Genomic DNA, 14,905 nt, shown 5'->3' with positions numbered 1-14,905 from the left:
AGTCGGGTCTCCGATCGAGCTCAGCGCTGGGCCTTGGCCGGAGCCTTCTTGGCCGCGGCCTTCTTCGCCGGAGCCTTCCTGGCAACGGCCTTCTTCGCCGGAGCCTTCTTCGCCGGAGCCTTCTTGGCCGCGGCCTTCTTCACCGCGGCCTTCTTCGCCGGAGCCGCCTTCTTGGCTGGAGCCTTCTTCGCCGCTGCCTTCTTCACAGGGGCCGCCTTCTTGGCCGCTGCCTTCTGCGCGGGAGCCGCCTTCTTCGCCGCCGACTCCGGCTTCGGAGCCGGAGCCTTCTTCGTGGAGGCCTTCTTCTCCGCCGAAGCCCTGACAGGCGAGGCCTCGGACTCGGCCTGGGTCTTCACCACGCCCCGGGCGATGACGCCCTTGCGCTCGGCCCTGGCCGAAGCCTGAGCCTCCCCGGCCTCGGTGTCCCCGATCGCGTGGCCGTCCCCGTCGTCCTCGTCGAACTCCTCGCCGATCTCCTCGAACTCCTCGTCGTCTTCGTCCTCGAAGCTCTTCGCCTCGACGGCACCCGCTTCGGTCTCCACGGCTTCCGCCTCGACGGCACCCGCCTCGGCCTTGACGACCTCACCCTCGGCGTCCGCCTTGCTGGCCGTGGGCTCGGGAGCCGCGGTCTCCGTCGCGGCAGGCGTGCTGGTATCGGGCTCGAGCCGCTTCAAGCTGTCCCGCAGCTTGGAGATGCGCGCCGTGAGCTCCTCGACGCGGGCCCGATCCTTCTCCACCACGTCCGGAGGCGCCTTGGCGACGAAGTTGGGGTTGTCCAGCTTGCGCTGGATGCCGCCCACTTCCTGCTCGGAGCGGGAGATCTCCTTGGTCAGGCGCTCGCGCTCGGCATCCACGTCGATGAGGCCGGCGAGCGGGACGAAGACCTCCATCTGCGGGCCCACGAAGGCCGCGGACTGCGCGGGCTTGGAACCGGGAGCGGTGATGCGCAGCTCGCCCAGGCCAGCCAGGGGCATCAGGTAGCCGCGCCACCGCTCGAGCAGCTCGCGGGTGCGCTCATCCGCGCTCTGCACGTAAGCGGTGATGCGGGCCGAGGGAGGCAGGTTGCTCTCGCCGCGGATGTTGCGCAGGCCCTCGATGGCGGCGATGACCGGTCCCATCTCCGCCTCGGCGGCGGCGTCCTCGAGCGACGCCTCCGGCTCGGGGTACGAGGCGAGCATGATGGAGTCGGTCGGCCGCGCCATGGGCAGCTTCTGCCAGATCTCCTCCGTGATGAAGGGCATGAACGGGTGGAGCAACCGCAGGATGCGGTCCAGGCAGTAGACGAGCACCGCGCGGGTGGTGTCCCTGGCCTTGGGGTCCTCGCCGTAGAGCGAGCCCTTGGACAGCTCGATGTACCAGTCGCAGAACTCGGACCAGAGGAACTGGTAGAGGGTGGAGGCGGCCTCGCCGAACGCGTAGGCATCCAGCGACGTCCGGGTCACCGCGATGGCGCGCTGCAACCGGGAGAGGATCCACCGGTCCGCGAGGGTGAGCTCGCGCTCGGTGATGGGCCGGTTGTCGAGCGTGAAGTCGCCCAGGTTCATCAGGGCGAAGCGGCTGGCGTTCCACAGCTTGTTGGCGAAGGCCTTGTAGCCGGCCACGCGATCCAGCGAGAGCTTGATGTCGCGGCCCTGCTGGGTGAGCGAGGCCAGGGTGAAGCGCAGCGCGTCCGCGCCGTGGGCGGGCATGCCCTGGGGGAACTTGTTGCGCAGGTTCTTGTTGAGCTGCTCGGCCGGAGCGCCCAGGACGATGTCGAGGGGATCGATCACGTTCCCCTTCGTCTTGGACATCTTCTCGCCCTTCTCGTCGCGCACCATCGCGTGCAGGTACACGGTGCGGAAGGGCACGTCCTTCATGAAGTGCAGGCCGAACATCATCATCCGGGCGACCCAGAAGAAGAGGATGTCGTGACCCGTCTCCATGACGGAGTTCGGGTAGAAGGTCTTCAGCTCGGGAGCCTGCTCGGGCCAGCCCAGGGTGCTGAAGGGCCACAAGCCCGAGGAGAACCACGTGTCGAGCACGTCCGGGTCCTGCTCCAGGCGCGAGCTGTCGCACTTGGGGCACTTCTCCGGCGCCGCGCGCGAGACGATGGGCTCGGCGCGCGAGTAGTCGATGCCGCCCGTGGCCTCCAGGCGCGGGCTGCAGTCGGCGCAGTACCAGGCCGGAATCTGGTGGCCCCACCACAGCTGGCGGCTGATGGTCCAGTCGTGGATGTTGCGCATCCAGTGGAAGTACGTGTTCGTCCACGTCTCCGGGATGATCTTCGTGCGGCCCTGCTCCACCGCCTCGATGGCGGGCTTCGCGAGCGGCTCGATCTTCACGAACCACTGCGGAGACAGGCGCGGCTCCACCACGGTGGCGCAGCGCTGGCAGCCGCCGACGGACAGCTTGTGCGGCTCCTCCTTCTCCAGCAGGCCCTGGGCGGTGAGATCCTCGAGGATCTTCTTGCGCGCGGCGAAGCGCTCCATGCCCGCGTACGCGCCGCCCTCCTTGTTGATGCGCGCGGCCTCGTCCAGGACGTTGAGCATGGGCAGGTGGTGCCGCAGGCCCGTCTGGTAGTCGTTGAAGTCATGGGCGGGCGTCACCTTCACCACGCCGGTGCCGAAGGCCGGGTCCACCAGCTCGGCGTCGGCGATGATGGGGATTTCGCGGCCGGTGAGCGGCAGCACCACGAACTGGCCGGCGAGCCCCTGGTAGCGCTCGTCATCGGGGTGGATGGCCACGGCGGTGTCGCCGAGCATCGTCTCCGGGCGGGTGGTGGCGACGGTGAGCTTCCGGTCGCTGCCCTTCACCGGGTACTGGATGTGCCAGAGCGAGCCCTGCTTCTCCTCGTGCTCGACCTCCAGGTCGCTGAGCGCGGTGTGGCACGAGGGGCACCAGTTGATGAGCTTCTGGGCGCGGTAGATGAGGCCCTCTTCGTGCAGGCGGACGAAGACCTCGCGCACCGCGGACGAGACACCCGGATCCATGGTGAAGCGCTCGCGGCTCCAGTCCAGGCTGGCGCCGAGCACCTTGTGCTGCTCGCGGATGCGGTTGCCGTACTTGTTCTTCCACTCCCAGACGCGCTCGAGGAACTTCTCGCGGCCCAGGTCGTGGCGGGACTTCTTCTCCTTCTCCTTGAGCTCGCGCTCCACCACCATCTGCGTGGCGATGCCGGCATGGTCCGTGCCCGGCACCCAGAGGGCGTTGAAGCCGCTCATGCGCTTCCACCGGATGAGGATGTCCTGGATGGTCGCGGTGAGCGCGTGGCCCAGGTGAAGGCTGCCCGTCACATTGGGCGGAGGCAGCACGATGCAGAAGGGAGGCTTGTCGGAGGTGGCCTCGGCGCGGAAGTAGTTCCGCTCCATCCAGTGGGCGTACCAGCGAGCCTCGACCTCCTTCGGGTCATAGGCCTTGGGGAGTTCGGTCGTATCGCTCATGGAAAACGAGAACCGGCCCACGCGGGCCGGTGGAAGGACCGGCCCGACGAGGGCCGGTCGGGGTGGAAAAGCAGTGATGAAGAGTCGATCTCAGTGCTTCGTCTCGCGGTCCTTGATCAACCGCTCCAGCTCCTCGCGGATGATCGTCTCGGCCAGCTGGGGAACGACCTCCCAGGCGATCTTCTCGATGACCTCGCGGGAGGCCCTGGAGAGCGCCTCGCGCAGCTGCGCCTCGCCCCCATCGGATGCGGGAGCGTGCCGGGCCTCCGCGACGGGCGCCGGCGTGTGGGCCGGTGCCGGAGCGATGGGCTCGGGCTCATCGAGCGAGAGCTCCTCCAGACCACCGGCCTCGGCCGGCGCCTCGGGAGCGGGCTGCGGCGCCGGAGCGCCGAGACCGAACGGATCCTTGCCACGGCCGGAGGCGGGAGGCGTCGGCGTGGGCAGCGCCGCGGCCCCCGGCGGACGAGGCAGACCGCCCGTCGGCATGCCAGCGGTGGGAGAGGCCCCAGGCCCCGGCATCCCCGGACGCGTCATGCCCGGAGCACCCGGCCCCGGCGGCATGCCCGGCCCCGGGCATTCCCGGACGAGCACCCGGCGGCGGCATGCCCGGTCCCGGCGGGCGAGCCATGCCCGGCGCACCTGGACCCGGGGGGACACCCGGTCCCGGCGGCATGCCCGGCCCCGGCGGACGCGGCCCACCAGGACCCGGAGGACCGGCGGGACGCTGCGGCTGCGCGACGGCGGAGGGGCCACCAGAAGCGATGACCTGGGTGGCGGCGGAAGCGGGCATGGTGTTGGACTTCTGACCCACCAGCGTCTTCACCTTGTCCAGGAGCACCTGGCTCTCGAAGGGCTTGGTGATGTGGTCGTCCGCTCTGGCCGCACGCGCACGGGCCTCGTCAAAGGCCTCGAAGGTACCGGCCAGCAACATCACGGGGATGCTCTGCGTGGCCGGATCATTCTTGAGTGCCTCGCAGACTTCGTAGCCGTTCTTGCCCGGCATCATCACATCCGCGAGCACCACGTCCGGCCGCAGCTCGCGCGACCGGGTGATGGCGTCCAGCCCGTTGTCGACCGCGGTGACCTGAAAGTCCTCGGTCGCGAAGATCATCCCGATCACCTTGCGGATGGTGAGCGAGTCATCGGCGACCAGCAGATTCTTGGGCATCGGTTCGGGCCTCGGGGGTCCAAACCCCCTGGAATTCGGTGAGAAATCGGGACTCTGGGTCCCACTATCAAGCCGGGCAGCTTACGGTTCGGCACCCGGGCCTTCAAGAAAACAAGCGGCTGCTCAAGAAAACATGCGCCGCAGGTCCAGAAAGAGCACGGGTCCGGGGACTCCCGGCGCGATGAACTCCCCCGGCTCCCCTGCGGGCTCGAAGCGGGGGTGGACGCCCAGCACGCGCGAGGCGCACAGGCCCAGGCTCCGGCCCTCCACCTCGGCGAGCACCAGGAAGTCCTCCGCCCGGGAGGCGCCCCCCAGCAGCGCCGGAGCCGAGTACAGCGGCCAGAGGGCCTGTCCATGGGGCATGACGCCCGCGACCGCCCCACTCTTCCCGGGCAGCGCGCTGAAGGCGGGCCCGCGCATCACCACCTGCGACACCCAGGACAGTGGGAGACCGAACAATCGCCCCTGCGACTCGAAGACGAGCGAGCGTTCAGGCGTCAACTCGGCGAGCCGCACGGGGAGCTGGGGAGGGGGGCGCACGGTACCGGGCTCGTGGGGGAGCGCCTCGGCGTTGATCTCCAGGTAGAGCCGCTCCTTGTGGAGCACGGCGCTGCGGCTGAGCGCGGCCAGCGTGTCCCCCAGCCCGGTGGGCAGAAGGAAGTGGGGGGCCGGGGCCACGTCCGTCACCTCGACGATGGAGCGGACGCGGACGGCCAGGGTGGGGCTGACGTCGAACACCACCACCATGCCCGGGGTCTGCTCTGGTTCACCACCGAGCAGCACGGACAGATCCTTCACCTCGAGCACGCCGCGCAGGCTGGTCTCATCGGGTCCCGGCGCGGCGACCTCCATGACGGAGGTGGCCTCGACGGAGAAGCGGGTATCGCCCGCTTCCATCAGGAGACAGAGCCGGCGTCCGCTTTCGTAGGGAGGCACGGAGGCAGGCTAGCAGCCCCCGAGCCGGGGTGGTAAGCCCTTCGGTGAGATGGCGCGCCTCCTCCTCGTCGATGACGAAAAAATCGCCCGGGCCCTCTACGGGGACTACCTGCGTGGGGTGGGCCACGAAGTCACCGCCGTGGCCAGCGTCCAGGAGGTCAAGGAGGCACTGGCCCAGGCGTCCTATGACGTGGTGGTGACGGACCTCATCCTCCCCACCGGGGACGGGATGGAGGTGCTGCGCCACACCAAGGAGCACTACCCGGGCATCGAGGTGGTGGTCATCACCGGCCTGGACAAGGTGGACCCGGCGGTGCGCGCGATCAAAAGCGGGGCCTCGGAGTACCTCGTCAAGCCGGTGGCGCCGGAGGTGCTCCAGCACGCCGTGAACCGGGCGCTCGCCACGCGTGAATTGCTGACGGAGAACGCCGCGCTGCGCCGGTACGTCTCCCTGTTGGAAACGGGACAGCGCATCTCCACCACGCTCGACCGGGCCCGGCTGTCGGAGACGGCCTGCGCCTCCTTCCTCTCCATGGGCTCGGCTGGCGCCGCCATGCTGTTCCAGTCCGATGGCAGCGGCCGGACCCGGCTGCTGGGCACCCAGGGACTGAGCAGTCAGACGCAGGAGGCCACCCTCATCGCTTCCGTGGCGCCGCGCCTGGGCACCTCCCGGGAGGTGCGGGTGCTGGAGGGGCTGCCAGGCCTCTGGCCGCGCGCCCTCGCCGTCCCCGCCATCGAGGGAGAGGATCTGCTCGGCTACGCCGTCCTGCTCTACCCCGGCTCTCCGCCCGAGGGCATCGCCGAGGCCACGGGATTCCTCGCCCGCTGTCTGGCGCTCGCGCTGCGCAACCTGGGCCGCATCGCCGAGGTGGAGGACCTGGCCTACCTGGACGACCTCACCCACCTCTTCAATACCCGCTACCTGCACCTGGTGCTGGACCGTGAGGTGAAGAACGCCCAGCAGACCCATGGCGTCTTCAGCCTCCTCTTCCTGGACCTGGACTATTTCAAGAGCGTCAACGACACCCACGGGCACCTGGTGGGCTCGCAACTGCTGGTGGAGATGGCGCGGGTGCTCAAGGGGTGCGTGCGAGACCGCGACGTGGCGGTGCGCTACGGCGGAGACGAGTACGTGGTGTTGCTGCGGGGCACCGACTCGGGCGGGGCGCTGAAGGTGGCCGAGCGCATCCGGCGCACCGTGGAGAACCACCGCTTCCTGGCGCGCGAGGGCCACGCGCTGGCGCTCTCCACCTGCATCGGCATGGCCAGCTTCCCCGAGCACGCGCAGGACAAGGCCACGCTGTTGGACCTGGCGGATCGGGCCATGTACCGGGGCAAGAAGGGCAGCCGCAACGTCGTCTACATGGCCACCAGGGACCTGGAGGCCACGCCCCCGGCGCGCCACAGCCAGCCCACCGGGAGCTGAGCCGGGCTCAGCGCCGCAGCGAGCCCACCGTCAGCCGCTTGTCCATGCCGGGCTCGGCCGCGGCGGAACCACCGCCACCGCCCTCTCCCGCGGCCTCCACCGCCTCGTGCGAGGCCCCGGAGACGATGAGCCGGAACTTCTCCGACATCACCTTGATGTGCTCGGCCTGGGCGGGGTCCAGGCGGGCGATCAGCTCCCAGAAGAGCGCGGCGTGCTCGCGCTCCTCGTCCATGACGTGACGGAGGATGGCCTTGGCGTCCTCGTTGTCCGTGGCATCGATGTGAGCGGCGTAGAGGTTGATGGCGTCCAGCTCCGCTTCCATGTCCAACCGGATGGCGCGGGCCAGCTCCGAGTCCGTCAACTTCCTGGGCACCATCGAGTGGAACGGATTGGTCTGCGGCATGAGGGACTCCCCGAGGACGTACGGCCAGTATGAGCGAACGGCCAGTATGAGCGGAAGAAGCTGTAGGCGCCGGAAGCATCCGTGCGCCAGGGCCGCTGGTCAACGGAATCCGGCGCCTCGCGTTGCGGCAAGGCGGGTGGCTCGGCCATGCTGATGAACCATGGACATCCCGGTCCCGCTCGCGCACCTGCTGCAGGCCCTGGAAGCGGGCGATCTGCCAGCGGCGAAGGCCGCCGCGGCTGAACTGCAACGCACCAGCACGGGCTCCACCCGGCTCGCCGCCGAAGTGCTCCATGAGTTGCGCCAACCCCTGTTGGGGGTGAAGGCCTATACCCAGATGCTGTCCGAGGAGATCGGCACGCGCGGCCCCCTGCGGCAGATGCTGGCCCAGGTGGAGCGGATGGAGCAGATCATCTCCGACTTCACCCGGCTGGCCAGCGAGCGCCCCGCGCCGCAGCAGGCCGTGTCGCTGGTGACGCACGTCCAGGCGGCGGCGCGCGCCTTCGGCCTCAACCCGGACTCCGCCCGCGTCACGCTCCAGGTGGAGGCACCCGAGGAGCTGACGGTCCAGGGCAATGGCCGGCTGCTGGAGCAGCTCACCCTCAACCTGCTCAACAACGCGCGTGACGCGGTATCGGGGCCGGGGCGCGTGAAGGTGGTGCTGGGGCGCGAGGGGACATCGCCGGTGATGTACGTGGCGGACTGGGGCCCGGGCGTCTCCGAGGCCGTGCGCCACCACCTCTTCGAGCCCTACGTGACGGGCAACAAGCGAGGCACCGGGCTGGGGCTCGCGGTGTGCCGGCGCATCGCGCAGGAGCACCACGCGCGGCTGGAGCTCGTCCCTTCCTCGGTGCTGACGGCTCAGCCTCCGCCCACCACCGTCTTCCGCGTCCTCTTCCCCGCCCCGGGCACCGTCCCGGCGTCAGCCACCTCCCCTGCCCCGGGCCCCGCTCCCGCGCAGGCCCCCGCGCGCCGCCGCCTGCTGGTGGTGGATGACGAGGAGATCATCCGCAGCGTCTTCAAGGATCTGATGGGCCGGGAGTGCGAGGTGCTCGAGGCCGCCACCGCCGAGGAGGGGCTCGAGCAACTGAAGCGCGGCCCGGTGGACCTGATCGTCACGGACAAGAACCTGCCGGGCCTCTCGGGCCTGGAGCTGGCCCAGCAGGCGCGCCGGATGGACCCCCACTCGCGCGTCATCCTGATGACGGGCTACCCCTCGCTGGTGACGGCGCAGCAGGCGCTGGAGCTGGGGCTGCTGGACTACCTGCTCAAACCCTTCGACGACATCCGCGAGGTGCGCACCAAGCTGCGCGAGGCCCTCACGCGGGCCGTGCCCACCCAGCGGGGATTGCCACGAGCGAGCCGCCGCGTGGACGTGCTCGAGGACAACCCGGCCTCGGCCCGGCGGCTCACCGAGGCGCTCGCCCTGGTGGGACTGGAGGCGCGGGTGCTGACGGGCGCGCCCGCGGAGCCCGCCGCGGAGCCCCCGGCGGCCGTGGTGGTGAGCTGGGAGCTGCCCGGCACCTACGGCCGGCAGGCGCTGGACCTGGCGCGGACGTTGGGCCAGGGGGCACCCTTCGTGGTGCTCGCCGGGTACCTCTCGCAGGAGTTGGTGCTGGAGGCCCTGCGCGCTGGCGCGTCCGGGTGCCTGCCCCGGGACCTGGAGGCCCGGGAGCTCGGCCACGAGCTGTCCCGCCTCCTGGGCCAGCCGCTCTGAAAACACCGCGGCCCCGAGCACCTCCACGAGGGAGGCACCCGGGGCCGGGGGCTCAACTCGAGTCACGGGGGCTCAGTACTCCAGATCGTCGCCGCCGTAGTCCGGGGCGCCACCAGCCGACGCGCCCTTGCCCTTCTTCTTGGGACGATCGGCGACCATGGCCTCGGTGGTCAGCAGCAGCGAGGCGACGGAGGCCGCGTTCTGCAGCGCGGTGCGCTCCACCTTGGTCGGGTCGATGACGCCGGCCTTCTCCAGGTCCTCGAACACGTCCGTGCGGGCGTTGTAGCCGAACGCGCCCTGGCCCTCGCGGACCTTGTTGATGATGACGGCGCCCTCGAGGCCCGCGTTGGAGGCGATCTTCCGCAGCGGCTCCTGCAGGGCCTTGCGGATGATGTCCACGCCGAAGTCCTGCTCCCCGCCCAGCTTCATCTTGTCCAGGGCGGCCAGGGTGCGCAGGTAGGCCACGCCGCCGCCGGGGACGATGCCCTCCTCCACGGCCGCGCGGGTGGCGTGCAGCGCGTCCTCGACGCGGGCCTTCTTCTCCTTCATCTCCGTCTCGGTCGCGGCGCCCACGTGGATGACCGCCACGCCGCCGGCCAGCTTCGCCAGGCGCTCCTGCATCTTCTCGCGATCGTAGTCGCTGGTGCTCGTCTCCATCTGGCCGCGGATCAGCTTGATGCGGCCCTCGATGGCCTCGCGCTTGCCCGCGCCGTCGACGATGGTGGTGTTGTCCTTGTCGATGGTGATGCGCTTGGCGCGGCCCAGGTCGTTGAGCGTGAGGGCGTCGAACTTGTGGCCCAGCTCCTCGCTCACCACCGTGCCGCCCGTCAGCGTGGCGATGTCCTGCAGCATCTCCTTGCGGCGATCACCGAAGCCCGGCGCCTTCACCGCCGCCACGTTCAGCACGCCGCGGATCTTGTTCACCACCAGGGTGGCCAGGGCCTCGCCCTCCACGTCCTCGGCGATGATCAGCAGCGGCTTGCCCGAGCGCGCCACCTGCTCGAGCACGGGGATGAGATCCTGCATCGCCGAGACCTTCTTCTCGCTGATGAGCAGGTAGGCGTCATCCAGCACGGCCTCCATGCGATCCCTGTTGGTGACGAAGTAGGGGGACACGTAGCCGCGGTCGAACTGCATGCCCTCGACCACGTCCAGCGTCGTCTCCAGGCCCTTGCCCTCCTCCACCGTGATGACGCCCTCCTTGCCCACCTTCTCCATGGCGTCGGCGATGATGTTGCCGATCGTCTCGTCGCCGTTGGCGGAGATGGTGCCCACCTGGGCAATGGCCTTCTTGTCGGCCGTGGGCTTGGACAGCTTCTTCAGCTCGGCGACCACCACTTCCACGGCCTTGTCGATGCCGCGCTTGAGGTCCATCGGGCTGTGGCCGGCGGCCACCAGCTTCAGGCCCTCCTCGTAGATGGCCCGGGCCAGCACGGTGGCCGTCGTGGTGCCGTCACCGGCCTTGTCGGAAGTCTTGGACGCCACCTCCTTGACCATCTGGGCGCCCATGTTCTCGAACTTGTTCTCGAGATCGATCTCCTTGGCGACCGTCACACCGTCCTTGGTCACCGTGGGCGAGCCGAACGACTTCTCGATGACCACGTTGCGGCCCTTGGGACCGAGCGTCACCGCCACCGCGTCCGAGAGGATGCGCACGCCACGCAGGATCGCGTCGCGGGCGGACTGGTGGAAGAAGATCTCCTTGGCTGCCATCGTAACCTCCTGAAAAAATTGAAGAATGGACTACGCGGGCCGGGGTACGGGGGTTAGCACTCGGCCCAGGCGAGCGCCAAAATAAGAGCCGGCCCCGGGTTGTCAACACGGAAGGGAGTGGCTGTGGGGGAGCGGACGGCCCGGGTGGTGGGCGGGCTACTCGGCGAAGCGCACGAGGTTGAGAAGCTGATTGAAGTCCAGGGGCTTCTCCAGCGTCATGGCCACGCCCTTGCGCAGGCCCTTGTCGTGCACGTTGCCATCGGCGTTGCCCGTCATGAGGATGACGGAGGTGCCCTGGTGGCGGGGGTCGGCCTTGAGCATCTCGGTGAACTGGATGCCATCCATGTGGGGCATCCGGTAGTCGCTGATGACGAGGCCCACGTCGTGGCGCTCGAGGATGTCGAGGGCCTGCAAAGCGTCTGCCGCGGAATAGACGGTGTACCCGTGCTTCTCCAGGAACCGGGAGAGCAACGTGCACAGCTCGACGTCATCATCCACGACCAGAATGTTCACGGGCCCTTAGGAGAGAGTCGGGGGGGCGCGGAACGTAACAGCCGTGACGCACGTTGACAACGCGCGGAAGGGGTTCGTATGTGGCCGGGCATGGGGAAGCGTACGTCGAAGCAGGCGGCGCCGTCGGGCGTGGAGGTTCGGCTCGACGGGGTGGCGGCGGCATTTGAAGAGGGCGCCTTCGCGGAGGCCCTGGCCGGAGCGGAGGCACTGCTGGCCGAGGCCCCCGGGCTGCCCGAGGCCCTGCACTGGCGGGCGGCCACCCTGGTGGAGCTGGGGCGGATGGAGGAGGCCCTGGAGGCATACGGGAAAGCCCTGAAGGCGGCCCCGGATGACGTGGAGCTGCTGCTCGGGGCAGCCGAGTGCCTGGTGTGCCGGGCGGGAGACGACCGCGAGGCGGTGGAAGAGGGCCTGGAGCTGTGCGCCCGGGGCCGGAAGCTGGCCCAACGGGCGGGCGACGTGGAGCTGCTCTTCGAGTTCCTCCTGTTGGAGGGCACCGGGCTGAACCAGGTGGGCGAGTGTGCGCGGGCGATGGCGAGCCTGGACGCGGCGCTGGGGCATGTGCCGAGGTCGGTGGAGGCGCAGGTGGAGCGGGCCATCGCCCTGTTCGAGCTGTGCCGGTTCCCGGAGGCCCAGATGGCGTTCGAGGAGGTGCTGAAGGACGCGGCGGACGAGCCGTGGGCGCACCACTACCTGGGACTGCTGGCGGAGCGGCGGGGAGATGGGAAGGAAGCGCGCAAGCGGTTCGGGAAGGCGCAGGCGGTGGCGCCGCGGGAGTTCCCCCCGCCGGTGGAGCTGGGCGAGGAGGCCTTCGACAAGGCGGTGGAGGACGCGGTGAAGGCGCTGCCCGGGCACGTGAAGGAGTACCTGGACAACGTCACCATCGCGGTGGAGGAGATTCCCAAGGACGAGGACCTGCTGGGGGAGAGTCCGCCGCTGTCGCCGTGCATCCTGGGCGTGTTCCGGGGCTCGCCGGTGGGTGAGCGCCACAGCATCCTGGGGAACTTCGACCCCTACCCCGCGTCCATCGTGCTGTACCAGAGGAACCTGGAGCGCTTCGCGAAGACGCGCGAGGAGCTCATCGAGCAGATCGGCATCACGGTGATGCACGAGGTCGGGCATTTGATGGGGCTGGACGAGGACGATCTGTGGCAGCGCGGGTTGGACTGAAACGCGGCGTTGACGCGGAAGGCACGGCCCGGCAGTAATCGCGAGTGGTAGGACCTCCGGACCTGGTGGCCGGCCCGGTCTTCAAAACCGGTGGGGGGCATGGAGACATGTCCCTGGGAGGTTCGATTCCTCTGTCCTACCGACCCGTTTGGTGTCCTTCGGCACGATTCGAGCTACTTCTTTCTGCGTGCATTTTCCGGTGCGGTAGGAGCAATTCCCGGCGCCTGCCGTTCAACAGCGAGCGGATCGCAAACCTCCGTGAGAAGAGTCGCCAAATGCGCTCGGCAAGCCCCTCCAGTTCCTCCACGGGTTGTGGAACGAGAACGGAGGTCGGCCTGTCACCCTGGGCGGAGTGACCTTCCCGTGATCCCCGCTCCGGGGGGTCATACCCGTTGGGTATTCTTCCAAACTGACTACCCATAGAGGGGGTGGCCAGGAGGAATCCCCATGAAGCTGTGCTGCACGACCGTAATGCTGGTTCTCCTCGTCGGGTGTGGCACCGTCTCCCGGGTCGTGCGCCTGGACACGGGCCAGACCGACCCCCTTGTCTTCACTCCTCGTTCCGGCGCCAGGCCGGTGACGCTGGGCAACGGCGAATTCGAGGAGGCCGTGTCAAAACTGGCTCGGGATGTTCGGCCCCCCACTCGGCCCCAGGAAGCCGCCCGGCGGCTGTTCGAGATGGCAGCGCGGAGCGGTTCGTACTCGTACGAGACCCCCAGCCATCGAATCACTCCGCTCAAGCCGGGAGAGCACCTGGAGGGGCAGTCCACAACACCGGAGGTGGAGTTGACGCGCGACTACCTGCGTTGGTGCGAGCGCACCGGCAGGCCCGGGGACTGTCTCCGCCTGCTGACGGAAGGCCCCACCGTCAACGGGGATGGTCGTTTCGCGCTCGCCATGGCCCTGGCCAAGGGCGCCGTGCTGGACGAGATGCTGGAGGCGTTCAAGGACATGGCCGACCCCCACACCATGGTGGCCGCCGTGCTCTGGACCTGGACCACGTACATGCTCCTCGTCTCCATTCCCGACGTGACGATCTCCAAGGGCCTCGCGGCCGTGATGACCGCCACGATCATTTCCTACGTGGGCGTCGATACCTTCTGGGGCCTCGTCGTGGGCTTCAAACGGCTGATGGACGAGGCGGACCGGGCCACCACGTTCAACGCGCTGCGCGCAGCGGGCGAGCGGTACGGCAAGCTCATGGGCCGCAACGCGGCGCGAGCATTCGCCATGCTGGCCATGGCGGCCATTGGCAACACGGCGCCAGGACTGGCCGCGAAGGTGCCGAAGCTGCCCGGCTCCATGCAGGCGGCCGTACAAGCCGAAACGCAGGTGGGCATCCGGCTCGCGGCTGTGGGGGAAGTGAAGACGGTCGCCGTGAGTGCCGAGACCGTCACCATCGCCCTGGCGCCGGGCGCGGTAGCGATGACAGCCCGGGATGGTCAGGGCGCCGGTCCGGGCTCCGCTGGACGAACCCAACACGGCCAGCAGAGAGCCGACGAGGCACGCGGTGGTGATACCCACAGGCAGGTAGGGGATGCGAATCGAGTCATCAGGGAGGGACGCAAGTTCACCGATTCTGAAACGGGGAACACCGTGCATGTATCTGGCGACAGGGTCGTGATCACGGACGAGAGTGGCGAGATCGTCACGCAATTCAGAAATTCAAGGTCAAATACGCAATCGCGAATCCAAAGCGGAAAGTGGGTGCCCCCAAATGAGTAGCTCAACATTGTATAGACTGATCAATGTGTTCCGTCGCATCAGTGCCGAAAAAGCCATTATCTACCGATGCTTTGAACTGATTCCAGAAGGAGGCTTTGTCGTCCAAAGCGCTGACTGGATCAACCTACCAGTGCGTCCGGAATCTATGAATCATCATGATCGGCAGCTCTGGGAACTCTTTTGTGAGGAAGCTCCTGATCAACGCTCTGTACCCTATGCCTCCCTTGAGGAGGCAATCGCCGCGTTCGATGCTGAATTCGGCAACTGACGTTGAGGCATCGCATGGACGACAAGAGCACAATCAAGGGAGCATACGCGGAGCAGATCTTGTGGCTCCGAGCAAAGGACGGGGATGAAGTGCAGCGACTCGTCGCCGTAGCCGCCCTCGGCATGTGTCGCGCGCTGGTCGCGGGCGCGCTCAGCCCTGCCTACGCTTGTCACCGGCTCTTCGGACCTGCCCTGCTGGCGCGACTCGACCAACTCGACGCTCACCCCGCACTTCGTCATGCCCTCCACATGGCCACCGAACTTGAAGATGTGGCCGACCTCATCCCGGACAAATTGGCCAGCGCGATCGCGGATGTCGAAGCCGAACTCTTGAAGGCCCTGGCGGATCTCGATCCGTCCGACCTTGCTGGCGAGAAGTGGCTGGTGAGGGCCCCGTGAAGATCCAGCTTTCCGACCTACGACGGGCGACAGATGCCCTGTTCGATCACCT

Annotated in this window: 11 protein-coding genes, 1 tRNA gene and 1 pseudogene; 7 read left to right on the top strand and 6 right to left on the bottom strand. The window is 68.5% G+C overall.

All coding sequences use genetic code 11. The annotated features are described in order from the left end of the window. Positions 1–20 precede the first annotated feature (20 nt). From Q664_RS39255 to Q664_RS39245, 3 genes and pseudogenes are all read right to left on the bottom strand, one after another. Positions 21–3,419, bottom strand: a complete 3,399-nt coding sequence (locus tag Q664_RS39255; protein WP_043408234.1) for a valine--tRNA ligase — start codon at positions 3,417–3,419, stop codon at positions 21–23. Positions 3,420–3,509: 90 nt separating this feature from the next. Further along, positions 3,510–4,587: pseudogene (locus Q664_RS39250) on the bottom strand (response regulator). Between the two features lie 123 nt (positions 4,588–4,710). Beyond that, on the bottom strand, positions 4,711–5,523 hold the full coding sequence (locus tag Q664_RS39245) for a chemotaxis protein CheW (protein WP_043408232.1): 813 nt from the start codon (positions 5,521–5,523) through the stop codon (positions 4,711–4,713). A gap of 49 nt (positions 5,524–5,572) precedes the next feature. Between Q664_RS39245 and Q664_RS39240 the strand changes: the two genes are divergently transcribed. Then, positions 5,573–6,949: a GGDEF domain-containing protein gene (locus tag Q664_RS39240; protein ID WP_043408229.1), complete on the top strand. Its 1,377-nt coding sequence runs from the start codon at positions 5,573–5,575 to the stop codon at positions 6,947–6,949. 7 nt (positions 6,950–6,956) lie between these two features. Here Q664_RS39240 and Q664_RS39235 read toward each other — a convergent pair whose 3' ends face one another. After that, entirely contained in the window at positions 6,957–7,352 is a 396-nt protein-coding gene (locus Q664_RS39235) for a demethoxyubiquinone hydroxylase family protein (protein WP_043408226.1), read from the bottom strand. A 160-nt stretch (positions 7,353–7,512) separates the two neighbouring features. Between Q664_RS39235 and sinK the strand changes: the two genes are divergently transcribed. Beyond that, positions 7,513–9,069 carry a hybrid histidine protein kinase/response regulator SinK gene (sinK, locus tag Q664_RS39230; RefSeq protein ID WP_043408223.1) on the top strand — a complete coding sequence of 519 codons (1,557 nt, stop codon included), beginning with the start codon at positions 7,513–7,515 and terminating at the stop codon, positions 9,067–9,069. Positions 9,070–9,141: 72 nt separating this feature from the next. Here sinK and groL read toward each other — a convergent pair whose 3' ends face one another. Both groL and Q664_RS39220 read right to left on the bottom strand, forming a co-directional pair. After that, a complete protein-coding gene (gene groL / locus Q664_RS39225; RefSeq protein WP_043408220.1) occupies positions 9,142–10,782 on the bottom strand; it encodes a chaperonin GroEL in 1,641 nt (546 codons plus the stop codon). A 156-nt stretch (positions 10,783–10,938) separates the two neighbouring features. Further along, positions 10,939–11,295, bottom strand: a complete 357-nt coding sequence (locus Q664_RS39220; protein WP_043408217.1) for a response regulator — start codon at positions 11,293–11,295, stop codon at positions 10,939–10,941. Positions 11,296–11,385: 90 nt separating this feature from the next. Between Q664_RS39220 and Q664_RS39215 the strand changes: the two genes are divergently transcribed. From Q664_RS39215 to Q664_RS39205, 5 genes are all read left to right on the top strand, one after another. After that, entirely contained in the window at positions 11,386–12,462 is a 1,077-nt protein-coding gene (locus tag Q664_RS39215; protein WP_052519233.1) for a metallopeptidase family protein, read from the top strand. Between the two features lie 46 nt (positions 12,463–12,508). After that, positions 12,509–12,604 (top strand) — tRNA-Sec (locus Q664_RS58440). A 305-nt stretch (positions 12,605–12,909) separates the two neighbouring features. Next, positions 12,910–14,187 (top strand): SitA5 family polymorphic toxin, encoded by a 1,278-nt coding sequence (gene sitA5, locus Q664_RS39210; protein ID WP_235217063.1) that lies wholly within the window; start codon positions 12,910–12,912, stop codon positions 14,185–14,187. 25 nt (positions 14,188–14,212) lie between these two features. Further along, positions 14,213–14,455 carry a hypothetical protein gene (locus Q664_RS58435; RefSeq protein WP_152622596.1) on the top strand — a complete coding sequence of 81 codons (243 nt, stop codon included), beginning with the start codon at positions 14,213–14,215 and terminating at the stop codon, positions 14,453–14,455. A gap of 14 nt (positions 14,456–14,469) precedes the next feature. Beyond that, positions 14,470–14,853 (top strand): DUF3969 family protein, encoded by a 384-nt coding sequence (locus tag Q664_RS39205; RefSeq protein WP_043408216.1) that lies wholly within the window; start codon positions 14,470–14,472, stop codon positions 14,851–14,853. Positions 14,854–14,905 lie beyond the last annotated feature (52 nt).

This window comes from Archangium violaceum Cb vi76, assembly GCF_000733295.1.
Lineage (GTDB): Bacteria > Myxococcota > Myxococcia > Myxococcales > Myxococcaceae > Archangium > Archangium violaceum.
Note: the sequence above shows the minus strand (reverse complement) of the source record. Positions and strands in the feature narration are given on the sequence as shown.

Coding starts and splice junctions, on each gene's coding strand:
- Q664_RS39255 (WP_043408234.1), bottom strand. CDS start 3,419: ATGAGCGATACGACCGAACTCCCCAAGGCCTATGACCCGAAGGAGGTC.
- Q664_RS39240 (WP_043408229.1), top strand. CDS start 5,573: ATGGCGCGCCTCCTCCTCGTCGATGACGAAAAAATCGCCCGGGCCCTC.
- Q664_RS39235 (WP_043408226.1), bottom strand. CDS start 7,352: ATGCCGCAGACCAATCCGTTCCACTCGATGGTGCCCAGGAAGTTGACG.
- sinK (WP_043408223.1), top strand. CDS start 7,513: ATGGACATCCCGGTCCCGCTCGCGCACCTGCTGCAGGCCCTGGAAGCG.
- groL (WP_043408220.1), bottom strand. CDS start 10,782: ATGGCAGCCAAGGAGATCTTCTTCCACCAGTCCGCCCGCGACGCGATC.
- Q664_RS39215 (WP_052519233.1), top strand. CDS start 11,386: ATGGGGAAGCGTACGTCGAAGCAGGCGGCGCCGTCGGGCGTGGAGGTT.
- sitA5 (WP_235217063.1), top strand. CDS start 12,910: ATGAAGCTGTGCTGCACGACCGTAATGCTGGTTCTCCTCGTCGGGTGT.
- Q664_RS39205 (WP_043408216.1), top strand. CDS start 14,470: ATGGACGACAAGAGCACAATCAAGGGAGCATACGCGGAGCAGATCTTG.